Source organism: Bibersteinia trehalosi (assembly GCF_004346205.1).
In the GTDB taxonomy this organism is placed as follows: domain Bacteria; phylum Pseudomonadota; class Gammaproteobacteria; order Enterobacterales; family Pasteurellaceae; genus Bibersteinia; species Bibersteinia trehalosi.
Genome location: NZ_SMAM01000013.1, coordinates 1 through 17,416, shown reverse-complemented (window position 1 = coordinate 17,416; position 17,416 = coordinate 1). Strand labels below are relative to the sequence as shown.

General features: G+C 40.4%; 18 protein-coding genes. 9 read left to right on the top strand and 9 right to left on the bottom strand.

Annotation, left to right across the window (positions count from 1 at the left end):
- The first annotated feature begins 35 nt into the window (after positions 1-35).
- From ruvA to EDC51_RS10575, 4 genes are all read left to right on the top strand, one after another.
- Complete coding sequence (gene ruvA, locus EDC51_RS10590) at positions 36-641, top strand: Holliday junction branch migration protein RuvA (protein WP_131928933.1); 606 nt, start codon at positions 36-38, stop codon at positions 639-641.
- A gap of 9 nt (positions 642-650) precedes the next feature.
- Entirely contained in the window at positions 651-1,655 is a 1,005-nt protein-coding gene (gene ruvB / locus EDC51_RS10585; RefSeq protein WP_015432137.1) for a Holliday junction branch migration DNA helicase RuvB, read from the top strand.
- Between the two features lie 4 nt (positions 1,656-1,659).
- Complete coding sequence (locus EDC51_RS10580; RefSeq protein WP_025267204.1) at positions 1,660-1,965, top strand: DUF4298 domain-containing protein; 306 nt, start codon at positions 1,660-1,662, stop codon at positions 1,963-1,965.
- Positions 1,966-2,133: 168 nt separating this feature from the next.
- Positions 2,134-4,569 (top strand): Mbeg1-like protein, encoded by a 2,436-nt coding sequence (locus EDC51_RS10575; protein WP_131928932.1) that lies wholly within the window; start codon positions 2,134-2,136, stop codon positions 4,567-4,569.
- Between the two features lie 61 nt (positions 4,570-4,630).
- Here the strand turns inward: EDC51_RS10575 and EDC51_RS10570 are convergent, their stop codons facing one another.
- Positions 4,631-5,614 (bottom strand): TrmH family RNA methyltransferase, encoded by a 984-nt coding sequence (locus tag EDC51_RS10570; protein ID WP_409360076.1) that lies wholly within the window; start codon positions 5,612-5,614, stop codon positions 4,631-4,633.
- Positions 5,615-5,831: 217 nt separating this feature from the next.
- Between EDC51_RS10570 and suhB the strand changes: the two genes are divergently transcribed.
- Both suhB and dxs read left to right on the top strand, forming a co-directional pair.
- On the top strand, positions 5,832-6,641 hold the full coding sequence (gene suhB, locus EDC51_RS10565; RefSeq protein WP_015432133.1) for an inositol-1-monophosphatase: 810 nt from the start codon (positions 5,832-5,834) through the stop codon (positions 6,639-6,641).
- Between the two features lie 64 nt (positions 6,642-6,705).
- The gene (dxs, locus tag EDC51_RS10560; protein WP_131928931.1) at positions 6,706-8,574 is read left to right on the top strand and encodes a 1-deoxy-D-xylulose-5-phosphate synthase; all 1,869 of its coding nucleotides are present in this window, start codon (positions 6,706-6,708) and stop codon (positions 8,572-8,574) included.
- Between the two features lie 134 nt (positions 8,575-8,708).
- Here the strand turns inward: dxs and fis are convergent, their stop codons facing one another.
- From fis to glpE, 4 genes are all read right to left on the bottom strand, one after another.
- On the bottom strand, positions 8,709-9,005 hold the full coding sequence (gene fis, locus EDC51_RS10555) for a DNA-binding transcriptional regulator Fis (RefSeq protein ID WP_015432131.1): 297 nt from the start codon (positions 9,003-9,005) through the stop codon (positions 8,709-8,711).
- A gap of 15 nt (positions 9,006-9,020) precedes the next feature.
- On the bottom strand, positions 9,021-9,977 hold the full coding sequence (gene dusB / locus EDC51_RS10550) for a tRNA dihydrouridine synthase DusB (RefSeq protein ID WP_015432130.1): 957 nt from the start codon (positions 9,975-9,977) through the stop codon (positions 9,021-9,023).
- Positions 9,978-10,213: 236 nt separating this feature from the next.
- Positions 10,214-11,269 carry a protease SohB gene (sohB, locus tag EDC51_RS10545; protein ID WP_131928930.1) on the bottom strand — a complete coding sequence of 352 codons (1,056 nt, stop codon included), beginning with the start codon at positions 11,267-11,269 and terminating at the stop codon, positions 10,214-10,216.
- A gap of 16 nt (positions 11,270-11,285) precedes the next feature.
- Positions 11,286-11,612, bottom strand: coding sequence for a thiosulfate sulfurtransferase GlpE (glpE, locus tag EDC51_RS10540; RefSeq protein WP_015432128.1), 327 nt, complete (start codon positions 11,610-11,612; stop codon positions 11,286-11,288).
- A gap of 223 nt (positions 11,613-11,835) precedes the next feature.
- Between glpE and exbB the strand changes: the two genes are divergently transcribed.
- The 3 genes from exbB to EDC51_RS10525 are packed head-to-tail and all read left to right on the top strand — an operon-like array spanning position 11,836 to position 13,565.
- A complete protein-coding gene (gene exbB / locus EDC51_RS10535; RefSeq protein WP_015432127.1) occupies positions 11,836-12,279 on the top strand; it encodes a TonB-system energizer ExbB in 444 nt (147 codons plus the stop codon).
- Between the two features lie 11 nt (positions 12,280-12,290).
- Positions 12,291-12,677, top strand: a complete 387-nt coding sequence (gene exbD, locus EDC51_RS10530; protein ID WP_131928929.1) for a TonB system transport protein ExbD — start codon at positions 12,291-12,293, stop codon at positions 12,675-12,677.
- Positions 12,678-12,680: 3 nt separating this feature from the next.
- Entirely contained in the window at positions 12,681-13,565 is an 885-nt protein-coding gene (locus EDC51_RS10525; RefSeq protein ID WP_131928928.1) for a cell envelope integrity protein TolA, read from the top strand.
- Between the two features lie 68 nt (positions 13,566-13,633).
- Here EDC51_RS10525 and EDC51_RS10520 read toward each other — a convergent pair whose 3' ends face one another.
- The 4 genes from EDC51_RS10520 to EDC51_RS10505 form a co-directional block, all read right to left on the bottom strand.
- Positions 13,634-14,419 (bottom strand): 4Fe-4S cluster-binding domain-containing protein, encoded by a 786-nt coding sequence (locus EDC51_RS10520; protein ID WP_131928927.1) that lies wholly within the window; start codon positions 14,417-14,419, stop codon positions 13,634-13,636.
- A 7-nt stretch (positions 14,420-14,426) separates the two neighbouring features.
- On the bottom strand, positions 14,427-15,968 hold the full coding sequence (locus EDC51_RS10515; RefSeq protein ID WP_131928926.1) for a YjjI family glycine radical enzyme: 1,542 nt from the start codon (positions 15,966-15,968) through the stop codon (positions 14,427-14,429).
- Between the two features lie 208 nt (positions 15,969-16,176).
- Positions 16,177-16,686: an OmpA family protein gene (locus tag EDC51_RS10510; protein ID WP_015432122.1), complete on the bottom strand. Its 510-nt coding sequence runs from the start codon at positions 16,684-16,686 to the stop codon at positions 16,177-16,179.
- 172 nt (positions 16,687-16,858) lie between these two features.
- Positions 16,859-17,416, bottom strand: a 558-nt coding sequence (locus tag EDC51_RS10505; protein WP_211335019.1) for a YadA family autotransporter adhesin, incomplete at its 5' end; no start/stop codon positions are given.

Genomic DNA, 17,416 nt, shown 5'->3' with positions numbered 1-17,416 from the left:
TATGCTTAGCTCCTTTAAATTTTCGGATAAATCTAATGATCGGACGACTACACGGCAAAATTATCGAAAAATCCCCACCTGAGATGGTGCTGGATGTCAATGGCGTAGGCTATGAAGTTTTACTGCCAATGACCAGTTTCTATAATCTTCCCTCACTTAATGAAGAAGTAACCATTTTTACTCATCTTGTTGTGCGCGAAGATGCCCATCTACTCTTTGGCTTTGCACAAAAACAGGATAGAACTCTTTTCCGTGAATTAATAAAAACCAACGGTATAGGCCCTAAACTGGCACTGGCTATTTTATCTGCAATGTCTGTGTCTCAATTTGCTACAGCAATTGAACAAGAAGAGCTGGCAAAACTCACCAAAATCCCAGGGGTGGGTAAAAAAACCGCAGAGCGTTTGCTGGTTGAACTGAAAGGCAAATTCAAAGGAGTATCTCAAAATGATTTCTTTATTGAACAATCAAGCGATCATCTTGTTGCTCAGACAGCCAATAGCCCTGCTGATGAAGCTTGTGACGCCTTAATTGCACTGGGCTATAAACCAAATGACGCCGAAAAAATGATTAAGAAAGTCAATAAAGCTGGCGCGACTGCGGAACAATTAATCCGCGAAGCATTAAAAAATTCGTTATAAATATAAATCATGATTGAAGCCGACCGTATTATTTCCGCCAGTCCGCGAGCGGAAGAAGAAGCTATAGACCGCGCAATTCGTCCAAAGATGCTCAGCGACTACGTTGGACAGCCTTCTGTATGCGAGCAAATGGAGATCTTTATTAAAGCCGCCAAACTCCGAAATGATGCTCTTGATCATCTCTTGATCTTTGGCCCTCCAGGTTTAGGTAAAACCACATTAGCTAATATTGTTGCGAATGAGATGGGCGTAAATATTCGTACCACCTCAGGACCTGTGCTTGAAAAAGCGGGAGATTTAGCTGCAATGCTGACCAATCTCGAACCTTATGATGTGCTGTTTATCGATGAAATTCACCGCCTATCACCAGCAATTGAAGAGGTACTTTACCCTGCAATGGAAGATTATCAGCTTGATATTATGATTGGTGAAGGCCCTGCAGCACGCTCTATTAAACTTGATCTGCCTCCATTTACCTTGGTAGGGGCAACAACTCGCGCAGGCTCACTCACCTCTCCCCTACGAGACCGCTTTGGAATTGTGCAACGATTAGAATTTTATTCTGTAGACGATCTCAGTTCTATTGTTAGTCGTTCTGCAAGCTGTTTAAATCTTAATCTTTCTCCGGAGGGTGCCTACGAAATTGCGCGCCGTTCTCGAGGCACGCCGCGTATTGCAAACCGCTTACTCCGCCGTGTACGAGATTTTGCTGATGTACGTAACAACGGCATCATTTCATCAGATATTGCAAAGCAAGCCCTAGAAATGCTCGATGTGGATAAAGAAGGCTTTGATTTTATGGATAGAAAACTACTTTCAGCCGTTATTGAACGCTTTGATGGTGGGCCGGTCGGTTTAGACAATCTGGCGGCAGCAATCGGTGAAGAACGCGATACCATTGAAGATGTGCTAGAGCCCTATTTAATCCAACAGGGTTTTTTGCAGCGTACTCCACGGGGAAGAATTGCAACTAACCGTACTTATGCTCATTTTGGTTTAACACGAGTTGAATAATGCAATGAAAAAAGAAGAAATACAAAAGCTACAAGATCTTTATAATCAATGGGTTAAGCTGGTACCCGAATTAGAAAAAAGCATAGCGCAATGGCAACAAGCAGAAAGGCTCCTCAAACCACTGTCAGCCTTTTATGCCAGCCCTGCTTGGCGAGAGCTACATGAACATTTTGATGAAATACTCGATACGCAAGGGAATTACAGCATTTTATCAGAAGATGCGTTATGGAATGCCTTAAGTGATCATAAAGCACTCTATGATGAATTAGATGAAATATTGCAAACTAGCTTTTCAAAATACCCAGAATAACCTTTCGCGAAGGCATGTTGATGTTCCTAGAGCATTAGCTTAGGCAAATTTTGTAAAATATTATGAGAAAACAACCGCTTAGCTGCCATAATAAACGGCGGTTAAGCCTTGTTTTCTTGATGATTCCTGTTACTATTTGGTCATTTTTTTAATAAAGGAAGCAACACAATGGAAAACCAATCTGACACGTTTAGCCAAAACATAATAGAATCCAAAGAAAACGACTCCGAAGCAGGGATTAATTTTAATCCCTCACAGGTAAAATACATTTCCCATTCCACCCACAGCGAACCTGCAGTGGTTGAAGCGGCGACACCAGAACCTGTCGAAGCAGAAGAGATCGTGCATCATGTAGAAGGGACAGAATCGGAGAATTCTACCCTTACTTGGCTAGCAGGCACCTTAGCCGCCGCAGGAGGAACAGCATTTGCGGTCAGTACTGCTCAAAGTAGTAAACCTTCCTCCTCGCCTAAAGAGAATAGCGTAAAACCAAATAATTCAGAAACTGTAAAGTCTGCTACCGAACCTACTCCTTCTTCCTCTCCCAATAATTCTCCCGATACTCAGGATACCCTCCCTCCCCAAAACGAGCACAGCTCCAATAAACCTGCTCAACCCGATGGGCAGAGAGAACCTGAAGTACCAAACGAAGTAATGCAGCCTAGCATCATTACCACAAAAATTTATTATCCTAATGGTGATGTTTTAACGCATAAGGGAGAAACGGCGCTGGATCTAGCCAATATTCAATATAAAACCTATAACGCACAAGAATTAGATTCTGCCAATAACGAACAAATTATCTATATTGATAAATCCCATCCAGCCTTTGCCGGTTTACTCGCTGGCGCTGAAGCCTATATTAAGGATTTATCCGATGAGCAAGTTCAACAGGCAATTGCAGACGCTTATCAAATTGATAGCGATGGTGATGGTATCATCGATCTACTTGATCGCTCTCCTAGCATGTGGAATGTCTCTGATCGTGATTTACGCATTTTTTCAACCTTGGCGTATGAATCTAAAAACTCACTCACTGCGGCTTTTAATCAAAATGACACCACATTGATCAAAAAAGAATTAGCTGACGGCTCAATTAAAGTAGGCGATACTGATGTGGCAAACGTTGATTTAGATTTATTAACTCAGCATTGGACACTGTTAAACTTTGGCTCACCGGGCTCTGGCTTACAATATGCCGTATTCGGCAATGGTGCAAAACCAGACGGCAGCTACCAAAATATTATTGTGGCGTTCCGCGGTACAAGCGCATTAAACGATTTAACTGCGGATATAAAAATTTATAACGGCAATGTTCCGACCCAAGCTACATATTTAGATCAACTTGCCGATAGCCTTGCACAGTACCGTGCAGAGAATATTTATGCGACAGGTCATTCTTTAGGTGGTTATTTAGCACAATATTTTTCCACTAAATCGGTGGTAAACAGTCAAGCATTACAAGATAGTTTCAAGCATAGTGCCCTGTTTAATCCTGTCCCCTTACCGAATGAAAAAGCCACGATAGAACTACGCCAATTAAGCGATGATTGGTCAAGAACTGGGGTTGATGGTGAACGCTATAACATTACTAGCTCTTATATTATTAAAGGTGAAATGGTCTATGATGGCGCACCTGATCTTGCTGCTAAAATCTCTAACACCGGGCTATTTGCAACAATTGGTAGCTTAATCGCCGGCTTATTTACCGGCGGTTTGGCTTGGGTTACCGCCGCGGGCTTGATCGGGGGACTAACCGCTGCAAATAAAGATGCTTTAAGCGCATTAGCAAAAGGCTTAGGTGGTTATGAAAACAGTGAAGTAATTGATTTAAATGACGCAAATTCAGATCCGATGACGCTACATAAAATGGTACGCTTTTATGATCAACACGGAGAACTTAAAGCTGCATTTACACAAGGTTATCGTATGGATAATCACTATTTACATGATGATAGCGATACCGATGGTTTAAGCGATTACCAAGAAGCACGAATCGGCACTGATATCCATTTAAAAGATACCGATGGCGACGGCATTGCTGATGCAATTGAAATTAAAGTGAATGCCAATGCCCTAAATAGCGCCGAAACACCTTGGGCAGTAGATTCAGGCGAAACGCACTTCGACACTACCCCAATGTTAGTCACGGCAGAAGTCATTGAAGCAGATGTTAGTACGATCAAAGGGCTAGTATTCACCCCAAGCCAACAAGCTGATGGTGTACTTTATACGGTATCAGAAGTTATTGAATCTCTCCCGAGCATTTTAATCAATGAAGATATTACACATGAGAATAACCTTGCTTGGATTAATGCTACCGAGCATAATGATCTTATTGAAGTCGGCAGTGGCTCTGTCTTAATTAATACTCTTGCTGGCAACGATAGTATCCAGTTTAACTCTCTAAATAATGGCGCGATTGCCTATCTAAACGACTTTGATCCTAGCCAAGATAAGCTACTCTTTGCACAAGATATTTTTGCTGACAGTAGCCAGTTCCAATACGATCAAAATTCTGGGAAATTAAGCTATAGCAATATACACTTTGCGACCTTTGAGCAAGGATTGACGCTAGACATACAACAATTTGAATTAATCTAATTTGCAAATTATTGCCCACAATGCACCGCTTGCATACAAGCGGTGCATTTTTTTCTGGAAATTACAAAATATGTTGTTGGTACCAACTGGCAAGTAACACACCTGCATTTACTGCCACATTCAACCCGCTATTCAATGGGTTGGCAAAAGAGAGCTGCACATTTGTATCTTCACTATATTCAATATCATTTGATACATGCTCAGCCAACACAAACACAACTTTAGCCGCTAATGTTGCTTTTGCCAATGCTGTTGCCTGTTTTTGTTGAGTTAAATGTACAACCTGATAGCCCGCATTACGTAACTGTGTTAAGGCAATTTGCTTATGCTTGGTTTCTAGTGCATGTACAAATTCTAACCCGCCTTCCGCAACACGTGCCGCTGCACTAGAATTCAGCAGATCATTATTTTCAACCACGATACCTTTCACACCATAAAACGCACAGGTACGAATAATACCGCCAATATTTTGAGCATTATTCACACCATCTAGTAACACAAGGCAATCACGCTGACGAGGAATTTGTAAATAACCCTCTAATGAAAATGGCGTGGCCTTTTTCACTAATAAGCAGATGCCACCATGATGCTCGGTTCCCGTTACTCTTGCCATCTCTTCATTATCAACAACATGATAAGCTTTTTTTTGTTCGGCGAGATAGCTCAACAGTGCTCCAGATTTTTTCGCCATCTCCACCGTTGCCCATAGACGAACAATGGTTTCTGGGCGCTGTTGGAACAGCATCAAACATGCGTTTTCACCAAATACTTTCATCTCAGTTGCACGATTATTACGGATTTTTTCTGGCGCTCGTGGTGAAAGAGGGCCTGTTTTTTTCTCCTTAGCTTGCCCACCTTTTACCGAGATTTGAACCGTGCCATTTCTGCCTGCTTTTTGCACTTGAGCCGGATAAATAGTCGTGGCTTTTTCACGTTTTTCTGGCATTCGCGCCGTTTGTGGGCGTGCTTCAGATTTAAATTTCGGGGTGCGTTTTTCTTCTAGCGTTTTAAAACGGGGGGTATTATTTGAGTTAAATTTATTCATAATTGGATCTTTGTGGAAGGTTAAAGTATCAAACGCAAGTGCTTTTTTTACAAAGCTGCTTGATGCTAGCTGGCTTGGGAGTATAGCAGAAAGAGGGCATTTACTGATAGCTGCTTTTGTAAATTTCTCTGCAAATTTCACCGCTTGTTATTCCCTTATTCTTAAACTTTCTCTATAATTCAGCCCTTTATATCGTTCTTTAAAATCTGGTGGAAATATGAATCCAATGTTAAATATCGCTATTCGTGCAGCACGAAAAGCAGGCAATATTATTGCCAAAGGTTATGAACAAGCCCCGCAAGAAACACAAGTTGTTCAAAAAGGTAAAAATGATTATGTAACTGCGGTTGATAAGGCTGCAGAAGAAGCAATTATTGAAGTGATCCGCAAATCTTATCCTGATCACTCAATCATTGCAGAAGAATCGGGCTTAAATGCTGGTGATAATACTGATGTACAATGGATTATCGATCCACTAGATGGTACAACTAACTTTGTAAAACGCCTGCCTCATTTCTGTGTCTCTATTGCTGTACGTGTGAATGGGCGTACAGAAGTAGGTGTTGTCTATGATCCTATCCGTAACGAGCTCTTTACCGCAGTACGTGGAGAAGGGGCTAAACTCAATGAATTCCGTCTGCGTATTGACACTGAACGCCGTGATTTAAATGGCGCAATTCTAGCAACTGGTTTTCCTTTTAAAGCAACACAATACCGTGCTACGCATTTAAATATGGTTGAGGCACTAATGAATAATGGTGTTGCGGATTTCCGCCGTACTGGCTCTGCTGCCTTAGATTTAGCTTATGTGGCAAGTAATCGTGTCGATGGCTATTTTGAAATTGGCATCAAGCCTTGGGATTGTGCCGCAGGCGATCTCATTGCGCGTGAAGCAGGTGCGCTAGTGACCAATTTTGTTGGTGGCACTGACTATTTAACTTCAGGTAACTTAGTAGCTGGTAGCGGCAGAGTTGTAAAAGAAGTCTTAACCAGCATTCAGCCCGTGCTGACAGAAGATCTAAAATAATTCAACATTGATAATGGGCAACATGCCTATTATCAATTGTCCATTTTCAATTAAAGATAAACCTATGCAAAATACCTACCCAATTCTCAGCCAAATTAATTCGCCAGAAGAGTTGCGTTTACTCAGTAAGGATAAACTTAAACCGCTGTGTGATGAATTACGATCTTACTTGCTTGAATCGGTCAGCCAAACAAGTGGGCATTTAGCTTCAGGGCTAGGTGTAGTGGAATTAACTGTTGCCTTGCATTACGTTTATCAAACACCATTTGATCAGCTCATTTGGGACGTTGGGCACCAAGCCTATCCGCATAAAATTTTAACTGGTCGCCGTGAACAAATGCATACCATTCGCCAAAAAAATGGTTTGCACCCTTTCCCATGGCGTGAAGAAAGCCCTTTTGATGTGCTGAGCGTTGGGCATTCCTCCACGTCAATTAGCGCAGGGCTCGGTATTGCTGTTGGTGCAGAAAAAGAAAATGCAGGGCGTAAAACGGTTTGCGTGATTGGCGATGGTGCTATTACCGCGGGTATGGCATTTGAAGCAATCAACCATGCTGGCTCTTTGCATACCGATATGTTAGTCATTTTAAACGACAATGAAATGTCTATTTCGGAAAATGTTGGCGCACTGAATAATCAGCTTTCTCGCTTATTTACAAGCTCTTTATATAACAATTTAAAAGAAAGTGGCAAAAAACTTCTTTCTGGCTTACCCCCGATCAAAGAGTTTGTCTCGCGCACAGAAGAGCAAGTAAAAGGCTTTGTCTCACCAAGCGCCACAATGTTTGAAACGTTGGGCTTTAACTATATTGGGCCAATTGATGGGCATGATTTAGATGAGCTTGTACATACACTCACCAAAATGCGTAACATGCCAGGCCCACAATTTTTGCATATCAAAACTAAAAAAGGCAAAGGTTATCAGCCTGCAGAGCAAGATCCAATTGGTTTCCACGGCGTACCTAAGTTTGATCATACTAGCGGTAAACTACCACAATCTAAATCGGCACCAACATACTCAAATATTTTTGGTGATTGGCTGTGTGAAGTAGCATTACATGATGAAAAACTAATTGGTATAACACCAGCCATGCGCGAAGGCTCAGGTATGGTAGAGTTTTCTAAGCGTTTTCCACAGCAATACTTTGATGTAGCCATTGCTGAACAGCATGCGGTTACCTTTGCGGCAGGCTTAGCTATCGCAGGTTATAAACCAGTGGTCGCCATCTATTCAAGTTTCTTACAACGCGCTTATGATCAACTTATTCACGATGTTGCGATTCAAAATCTGCCTGTGATTTTTGCTATTGACCGCGCCGGCATTGTCGGTGCTGATGGACAAACTCACCAAGGCGCATTTGATCTCAGCTTTATGCGCTGTATTCCTAACATGACGATTATGGCACCTAGCGATGAAAATGAAATGCGTCAAATGCTCTATACCGCATATCAAATGAACACCCCTGTTGCAGTACGTTACCCTCGAGGCAATGCTAAAGGCGTAACATTAGAACCTATGCAGGCACTTGTTATCGGTAAAGGGAGAATCGTCCACCAAGGTCAAAAAGTGGCTGTATTGAATTTTGGAGCGCTCTTAGAGAATGCTCAAAGCGTTGCAGAACAATACAATTATACATTGGTGGATATGCGCTTTGTTAAGCCGCTTGATGAAAGCCTTATCTCTGAGCTTGCTGCAAGCCATGAGCTGTTAGTTACGCTGGAGGAAAATGCAATTCAAGGTGGGGCAGGCTCTGCAGTAAATGAATATTTGCAAAAAATTGGTAAAATTAAACCGCTTGTTATGCTGGGTATTCCTGACTATTTTATTCCACAAGCGACCCAAGCAGAAAGTTATGCTGATTTAGGATTAGATGCCGCAGGCATTGCTCAGAAAATTCAAACAGCACTAGAAGCAGTCAATAATGCAAATTAAATGACATGATCTTTAAAATAAATACTCAAGAAAGTGCGATGAAATACTATTCTTTCTCCATCCATTTTCCGGCTTTTAAATAGCAATAAAGCCCTTGTAATTTACATTACAAGGGCTTTGTATTTCTAGGTTAATTAACCCATACCATATTTTTTCAATTTTTTGCGTAATGTACCGCGGTTAATACCAAGCATTGCTGCTGCACGGGTTTGGTTACCACGAGTATATTGCATTACCATATCCAACATTGGATGCTCAATTTCACAAAGCACCAACTCATATAACTCAGTTGGATCTTCACCACTTAATTGGGCTAAATAGTTTTTTAATGCTTGTTTTACATTATCACGCAGAGGCTTATTTACTTGTTGAGCCTGTGCGTTCAACATTGATACTGTCAATGGGTTTTGTGTAGGTTGTTGTTCTAACATTGTTTTCTATCCAACTTAAGATTTTATAAAATCTTCCAATGCATTTAGCTGTTCTTTCGTCGAGTCTAAGGCATTAAAAGTACGTTTAAAATTTGAGTTCGGTTTAAGTTGTTCCGTATACCAACCAACGTGCTTACGCGCGATTCTAAATCCCTTCTCTTCACCATAAAACAGATGAAGATCTTGAATATGTTTTATCATCAGCTGGCATTTTTCTGCAAATGAGAAAGGAACATACTCTCCTTGTGCAAAATAGTCTGCTATTTCTGAAAATAGCCAAGGACGACCATAGCTACCCCGCCCAATCATTACTGCATCTGCACCTGTATAATCTAATACAAAGCGCGCTTTTTCTGGGCTGTCGATATCGCCATTAGCAATAATCGGGATAGATACGGCTTGCTTAACCATGCGAATACTTTCATATTCAGCTTCACCATTAAACAAGCACGCTTTTGTCCGACCATGAATAGTGAGCGCTTTTACCCCTGCTTGCTCTGCAATTTTTGCAATTTCTAAGCAATTTCGATGCGCTTGATCCCAACCTGTTCGGATTTTTAATGTGACAGGCACATCAACGGCATCTACAACAGCTTCTAAAATCTGTCTAACTAATTCAGGTTCACGCAAAAGGGCAGAGCCTGCCATTTTTTTGTTTACCTTTTTTGCTGGGCAGCCCATATTGATATCAATAATGTCTGCGCCATAGCCCACATTTACTTTAGCTGCCTGTGCCATTTCAGCTGGATCCGAACCGGCAATCTGTACAGCATTAATACCAATTTCATCATGGTGCGCTAAGCGTAAGCGCGATTTTTCGGTATGCCATACATCAGGATTAGTGGACATCATTTCAGAAAAAGTTAAACCTGCGCCAAGCTGACTACACAGCCGCCGAAATGGCTGATCAGTAATGCCTGCCATTGGCGCAAGGCAAATACGGTTTTTTATTTCATACTGCCCGATACGCATACAGCTCCATTGGCGATTTTTAATACAAATTTAACTCATCGAAGTCCCAAATAAAAAGTACGGCTAAAAACCGTACTTCTTCACTATTCCGCCTCATCAGAAAGCGCGAAAATGATTATTCTGCGTTCTGAATCAAGGGCGCGTATAATACGCATTTTTTCACTGTTTGAAAAGTCTATTTTTCAAGCAATTTCTATTTTTTGTAAAAATTTTCTCAAATTAGACCGCTTGTTAGCTTATAAATGCGTCTCTCGGCTTTTATACCATAATTTGCTTAGTACATTTTCAACGCTACTCTCGACCTGTTCACCAACTCGCTGAGCAAGCTTTTTCTTGCGTTGATATTTAATTTCAATAACATCATACGTTGCTATCGCATTGAGAATAAAATCATCGCTCGTATTGATTTCATCAACTAAATTTAGTGCCAAGGCTTGTTGTCCAAACCAATGTTCACCTGTCGCAATTTTTTCAATCTCAAGTTGTGGCCGATGTTCAATAACAAACGTCTTAAACAGAGCGTGAGTCTCTTCCAATTCTTGTTGAAACTTCTGTTTACCTTTCTCTGTATTTTCGCCAACCAAGGTCACCGTGCGTTTATATTCCCCTGCAGTCATCACATCAACATCAATATCATGTTTTTTCAGCAGACGATGAATATTCGGCACTTGGGCGACAACCCCAACAGACCCAATAATTGCAAATGGTGCAGCTACAATTTTATCTGCAACACATGCCATCATGTAGCCGCCACTGGCAGCCACTTTATCTACAGCAATAGTCAAAGGAATTTGTTTTTTCTTCAAACGCTGTAATTGTGATGCCGCTAAGCCATAACCATGCACCACGCCACCAGGGCTTTCTAATTTGAGTAATACACTGTCTTTGGCTGGATTTGCCACACTAAGCACCGCATCAATCTCTTTACGTAAGCTTGCAACATTGCTGGCATGTAGATCCCCATGAAAATTAAGTACAAACAGACGCGATTTTGTATCTTCTGCCAGCTCTAGCCCCTCTTTTAAGCGTTTTTTCTCAGCCTTAGCTTTTTCTTTAGCTGCTTTTTTCTCCAATTTTTCTTGGTGTTTTAATTCAGCTTCACTTAAAAAACTGTGTTTTAACGCTTTTTCTTGCTCAGCAAATTTTTCCGTCAAATTTGTTAATGTAATCGTGCCGTTTTCAGGCTGTTTGCGAGCTTCTAAAATCATCATAACAACAACGGCAATCACACCAAACACCGTTAATAACTCAAGCAAAAAAATGCCATAATTAAGCAAAATTTCTTTCCACATTTACGTGCTCCTTTAATCAATATCCCATTTCAATTGGCAATTCAGCCCGAACCCAACCCTCAAAGCCGCCTTTTACGCTATAGACTTGCTCATACCCTTGCTCAATTAAAAATTGAGCAGTTCCACGACTACTTACACCATGATAACAAAGCACAATCACTGGTTCTTCATAATCGTATTCATCCATAAAGGTACCATAGCTATGATTAGTTAGATGAAAAGCACCTTGAGGTCGGCTATGGCTAAATCGAATTGCATCACGAATATCGGCAAGCACCGTATTATCACGTTGCATCATTTCCCATGCCTGCTGAGGTGTAATTTCAATAAATGTTTCTTCCATAAATAATTTCTTTTAACGATTTCTTAACTCTAAAGTGGCGAAATATAGCATTTCAAACAGAATTGTAAACACTCGTTTCCATTAAGAATGGTTGAAATTTTTACACATCCCTATATAATGCGAACAATTTTCAAATGCGCACATGGGCGTGCTGAAACACCAAACTACGGTGCTTTCAACACGTCCATGATTTGCTTTTCTATTTTTCAATAAGGAACAATTTATGGATCAACTCTTTCAATTTTTACAAAGCTACATTGACTATATTATTCTTGGATTACTCGCCATCATGAGCATTATTTTGTTTGCCAAAGTGATCGAACGCGTGCTGTTTTATAAAAAAGTGGACGCTAAACAATATCAAACATTAGAAGAGCTTGAAATTGATTTGACCCATAACTTAACCACAATCTCAACCATTGGTTCTAATGCGCCTTATATTGGCTTACTCGGTACTGTTATCGGTATTCTTTTAACCTTCTACGAATTAGGACACGCGGGCGGAGATATTGATGCTGCATCTATTATGGTGCACTTATCTCTTGCCTTAAAAGCAACAGCTGTGGGTATTTTAGTCGCTATTCCAGCTATGATGTTCTATAACGGTTTCGGTCGTAAAGTGGAAGAAAACAAACTGAAATGGCAAGCAAATAAAGCTCGTCAATAATGGAGTTTGCCATGAAAAAGTTTGATGAAATCAATATTATCCCTTTTATCGATATTATGCTGGTGCTACTAGCCATTGTACTGATTACGGCTTCCTTTATTTCACAAGGAAAAATCCAAGTCAATGTACCAAAGGCAAGCACCACCCAAGCAATAAAATCCGATGATATGGCTAAATTACTCACCATCACAGCAGATAATGAGTTTTTTTATAATGATAAACCTATAACAAAAGAGTTATTAGCATCAGAAATTGCCACTTGGGATAAAAGTCTCAAAGTGACATTAAAAGTAGATTCTGCTGTTGCTTTTGAAAAATTTGTTGAAATCACAGACCTACTTTCTAGTCATGAAATCAACAATGTTGCTATCGTAACCCAGAAAGAGAGTGCGAAATAAGCCATGCCAAATAAATCTAACTCCCGAATTGGTTTGCTCGGCTCGTTAGCTATCCACAGCTTAATTTTTGGAGGAGTATGGGCGGCCGTACAACACACAAAACCGATGTTACAAGAAGAGGTTACAAGTATTTCAATTGAGCTTATTGCCTCAAGATTGGAACAAGAGCAAGTTGCTGTCGCACCAGAATCAGATAATGTTGTTCCTGAGCCTACTCCTGAACCAGAAAAGGTCGTTGAGCCAGAGCCGGTGGAAGTGCCAGAAGCTATCCCTGTAGTTAAACCAGAACCAAAAGAAAAACCGAAAGAGAAGCCAAAGCCAAAAGAAAAACCCAAAGAGCCAGTGAAAGATAAGCCGAAGGAAAAAGAAAAACCGAAGGAAAAACTTAAAACTGAGCCTAAGAAGGTAGTAAAAGCGCTCGAAACAGGTAAAGAAGCCAAACAGGGTGTGGTCGCTAAAGCAATACCAAATGCATTTCAAGGTAAGAAAAACCAAGCAGGCATTCAGGATGGCGCTGAACTTGGTAATAACACTAAAGTAAACCAAGCAGGCTTGCCAAATGGCAATACGACTCAACCGGGGCAATATAAAATTGCCAATGGCAATGAACATAGTACTTATCGAGCACTATTGCTAAGATCCTTGCAACAACGTGCGAATAGTAGTTACCCTGTGCGCGAAAAAATGATGCGTAAAATGGGAGTAGTTGTTCTCAATTTCTCACTGTCTGCGAATGGGCAAATTAGCAATGTTCAGGTAACAAAATCTTCAGGGAATCAAAACTTAGATAATGCCGCTGTAAAAGCTGCCCAAAATACCAAACCGCCCGCACCGCCGGCGGGGTTCCCTAATGCGATTTCTGTCCCTGTCAGATTTACCATTCAATAATTATAAACCCTTAGCAACACACCATTGCTAAGGGTTTATTTATTTTCAAGCTATCCAAATGCGCTTGTCTAATAGATCGTGACTATGTTTTTTATCCCGCACTGTTTACTGAAAAGGGCAAGCTTGTCAATCTGCTCAATACTTGGTACAAAAGGCTTAAGTCCATTTTCATCGCGCACTCCTTTTGTATGTACCCGAATTATTTTCAATAATACATCTGGATAAGGTTTTAGCAAAACAGCGACTTTTTCAATTAGCTGATAAGCATCATAAAACTGATTAAGATAAACTAAACGCACCTCTTCAATCTTTCCAAGCGGTAACAATTTAGATAAATTTTGCAAATTGCGTGCCAGATTTTCTGGTTTCATATGATTTTTCACCGGTATCATCTGACTTGGTACTTTACCTGCTTGGTTTTTTCGATCAAAACAAAGTGCTTGCAATCCTTCTCCATCGCCTTTTAAATCAAATAAAAACTTATCCGTCACTTCAATCAATGGTGCAATCATGTCATATTCAAAAAAGCCACTGCTATCTAGATAACAAGTTAAACCCTGTTGATGAAGTGTTTTAAATAACGGAATTAGCTTTTTATAGTGAATCGTGGGCTCACCACCGGAAATTGTCACCCCTCGAATAAAAGGTACAGATTCCATTATCTGTTCATACAGATATTGTAAACTCACTAATTTTGCGGTATCGGCATAACGGGGAATCGTTTCCGGATTATGGCAATACAAACAATTCAGCTTGCAACCTTGTAAAAAAATACTGGTGCGATTCCCTCGCCCTTCTACATTGGAAAAAGGAATAATCCGATGCAGTGGCACAAAAATCTCTGAAAGCGCCATAGTAAACTTATACCGCATTCACATTATCATGATCACGCAGTTGGCGATCGAATACTTTGGCACAATCATCTGTTCCTGAGCCATACCATGTCGTATCACGCAATACTGCTTCGCCATTCCGATAGCGTTCAACTTCACTTTTTTTCACTAAATAGCCTGTTACCCTAATCAGATCGGTATTTTTTAGGTATGTTGTAATATAGCGATATCCTTGGGTAAAAGCCCCATCAATAATATCAACAACCGCATCTAAATGTTCTGTATAGGTTTGGTCGAAAGCAAATAAATCTCCCGTTCCAGCAGGAAAATATTTATGAAAGGGGGCAGATTGTTTTAAGTGTGCTAACAAGGTTGGCTCTTCTCCCACTCGAATACGATGGGCGGGTGTATTTAGTTTGTCTTCTGGATGATTATTAGCGCCAACTTGCGCATGCAATAAATATTGATTGTTCGTTCGCTCAACATATAGCCCTATATGCGCATTATTTACTTTTGCTAATTGATCCATAATCAAGGTCGCAATTTCATCCCCTCGCTGACTTTGTCCAAAGGTTTCATTCAGTCCTTCTTGCTTAAGGAGATGATTAACTGCATCGGCAAGCCCAACAATAGCCAGCATACTAGTAAAGTTTTTTCGCTGGATAAAGCCTTCTTTCACAAGAAAACTACTCTCAAAGAAATGGCTTTCTTCCACTAAAAACTTATGTCGCTTATCCATAGTAGAAAGGGCAAGTTTAGCCACTTTTGGTAGCAGTTCATTTACCATTTCATCAACAGTAGTGCAAGCTCGCCCTATCGTACCTAATCGCAACCGAGTTAATGTATAAGCGCCACCGCATTCAGGTAATGCATTATAACAGCTTGCAATACCATACTCTTCGCCTAAATCTTGAATGTAGTAAGCATCATTTGCAAAGGATGGCTTGGAAACCAATAAACAAGCTTTCGCCGCGAGTTCTGCAAATTCCCGTGACGTTTTGGTTTTGTCATAACGAATCGTCATATTCGGTGTTGTATTCTCAAGCTCTATCACGGCTTTTAAAATTAAACGACCGGCTTTGGTGTCGTAAGGCCCGATATTGGCGTGGCAGAAGGAATCAGAAATAGTTTTATCAATATGATTTAAGAAGCGCTTGATTTTAATATAATCTTGCTCTTCATCGGTAATAAAAGGCTCAAGTAATTGATCTAAACATCCGATATAAACAGGGAAAGTAGTGATAGAAGGTACGTGTGAGTAGATTATTAATAAGCCATCTAAGGCTTCGTCTAGGTTAGTAGGTGGTGGTAAATCTAAGAATTGGCAACCTTTTTGCATATACACATTATAATCAGGCAAAATATAACGTGGTCGGTAAATGGCATAACCTTCATTAAGATCACAAATCATCTGATTTTCAATATAGTGCCACTCTTCTTCTGTATAGCCTAATAATTCAATTGGATGAAATAGTCGTTCTGCAATATTACCAATGCTCATCAATTTCTGTTGATAAGTCAAATTTTTCGCTTTTACAACATCAAGAATATCTTGTAATACCGCTTGCATAGTATTCTCCTTAGTTTATGATTTTCAGAAAAGAAGAATTGTAGCCAAGCTGTTAGGAAATTAATGTGAATTAGATCACATTTTCTATTTACAATCTTTTGATTTTTAACTCATGCTAACAAGCGGTCTATTTCATCAAAAAATTTGCAAAAATAAAGAGCAAACAGCCAGCTGTTTGCTCTCACTTCTTATGCTTTGCTAGTCAGTATTACTGCGCACGAATAACTACACGACGGTTCGGTTTTAAGCAATCTTTTAATGCTTGACCAGTTTCGCCTTTACATGCTTTAACTTGGTTAGCTTTACCTTTACCAATCGCTTTAATATTTGCTTTCACGCCTTGCGCTTGTAAATACGCTTTTGCCGTGTTTGCACGCTCTTGAGAAAGTTTCAAGTTATATTGTGCAGAACCTAAACGGTCGGTATAACCTGTAATTGATACATTTTTTGCACCATTTGCTTTAATTTCTTTAGCAACATTATTTAATACAGATTTGCCTTTTGCAGTGAGATTTGATTTATCAAAATCAAATAAGAAATCACCACTTAAGACAAATTCTTTTGCTTTAGCCGGCGCTGGTGCTGCTGGTGCAACTGCTGGCGCAGGAGCAACGGCCGGAGCTGGAGCATCATAATTAATACTTTTTGCGGTAAAACAACCAGCTAAAAGTAAAGTTGCCACTGAAACAGTACTTAATTTAAAGATGTTTTTCATCATGTTAAAAATCCTTCAAAAATAAACTCAGAAGATAAATGTTTTCTTGCAAAAACATGTTAATCCTAAGAGTTTTTTGTTCAAAAAACAATAAGACATAGCCTAATTCTAGTAAAAGGCGACAAGTATGTCGCTTGTCGCCTTAACTTATTAGACTATAAGTGAGAGTCTTAAATTACCATTGGTAACCTACACCCACACCACCAGATAAGTGTCCTTGACTATTTGCAGTACCAGTCATTTTCAGGATTAACTTACCATTGTCACTCGCTCGTGAGTAACCCACGGCAACTGCCGATTCACCACCGTAAGTACCAGCAGAAGCTGCTACCATGGATTTACCTGGGATATAAACCTGTGGTAACGCCATACCTGCCGCAGCATTTGCACCAACACCACGAACACGTTTATCCACTTTGTTAATGTGGTTATGGATATTACCCACAGCACCACGTAACTGCCCTACATTCACTGCATCTGTATCTGCAATGCCTGGTGCAACGTTTGTGATACGTGCTTCCGCTCCACGAGCGCCGACGCTTAATTCTTTCACGCCGTCTTTCGCGGTTGAGCTTCCAAGGGTTACACCTTCTTTACCGCCCACTTGAACTGTGTTGAACGTTGGGGTCATTGAGGTGGCAACTGTGATGTCTGCGCCACTGCGGGTAATTTCTATATTATTACCTGCATTGATATTGACTGTGTTACCTGCCTTCACTTTGGTTGCCGCTTG

Bases quoted from the DNA above. Each gene is read 5' to 3' on its own strand.
- ruvA (WP_131928933.1), top strand. From the start codon at position 36: ATGATCGGACGACTACACGGCAAAATTATCGAAAAATCCCCACCTGAG.
- ruvB (WP_015432137.1), top strand. From the start codon at position 651: ATGATTGAAGCCGACCGTATTATTTCCGCCAGTCCGCGAGCGGAAGAA.
- EDC51_RS10580 (WP_025267204.1), top strand. From the start codon at position 1,660: ATGAAAAAAGAAGAAATACAAAAGCTACAAGATCTTTATAATCAATGG.
- EDC51_RS10575 (WP_131928932.1), top strand. From the start codon at position 2,134: ATGGAAAACCAATCTGACACGTTTAGCCAAAACATAATAGAATCCAAA.
- EDC51_RS10570 (WP_409360076.1), bottom strand. From the start codon at position 5,614: ATGAATAAATTTAACTCAAATAATACCCCCCGTTTTAAAACGCTAGAA.
- suhB (WP_015432133.1), top strand. From the start codon at position 5,832: ATGAATCCAATGTTAAATATCGCTATTCGTGCAGCACGAAAAGCAGGC.
- dxs (WP_131928931.1), top strand. From the start codon at position 6,706: ATGCAAAATACCTACCCAATTCTCAGCCAAATTAATTCGCCAGAAGAG.
- fis (WP_015432131.1), bottom strand. From the start codon at position 9,005: ATGTTAGAACAACAACCTACACAAAACCCATTGACAGTATCAATGTTG.
- dusB (WP_015432130.1), bottom strand. From the start codon at position 9,977: ATGCGTATCGGGCAGTATGAAATAAAAAACCGTATTTGCCTTGCGCCA.
- sohB (WP_131928930.1), bottom strand. From the start codon at position 11,269: ATGTGGAAAGAAATTTTGCTTAATTATGGCATTTTTTTGCTTGAGTTA.
- glpE (WP_015432128.1), bottom strand. From the start codon at position 11,612: ATGGAAGAAACATTTATTGAAATTACACCTCAGCAGGCATGGGAAATG.
- exbB (WP_015432127.1), top strand. From the start codon at position 11,836: ATGGATCAACTCTTTCAATTTTTACAAAGCTACATTGACTATATTATT.
- exbD (WP_131928929.1), top strand. From the start codon at position 12,291: ATGAAAAAGTTTGATGAAATCAATATTATCCCTTTTATCGATATTATG.
- EDC51_RS10525 (WP_131928928.1), top strand. From the start codon at position 12,681: ATGCCAAATAAATCTAACTCCCGAATTGGTTTGCTCGGCTCGTTAGCT.
- EDC51_RS10520 (WP_131928927.1), bottom strand. From the start codon at position 14,419: ATGGCGCTTTCAGAGATTTTTGTGCCACTGCATCGGATTATTCCTTTT.
- EDC51_RS10515 (WP_131928926.1), bottom strand. From the start codon at position 15,968: ATGCAAGCGGTATTACAAGATATTCTTGATGTTGTAAAAGCGAAAAAT.
- EDC51_RS10510 (WP_015432122.1), bottom strand. From the start codon at position 16,686: ATGATGAAAAACATCTTTAAATTAAGTACTGTTTCAGTGGCAACTTTA.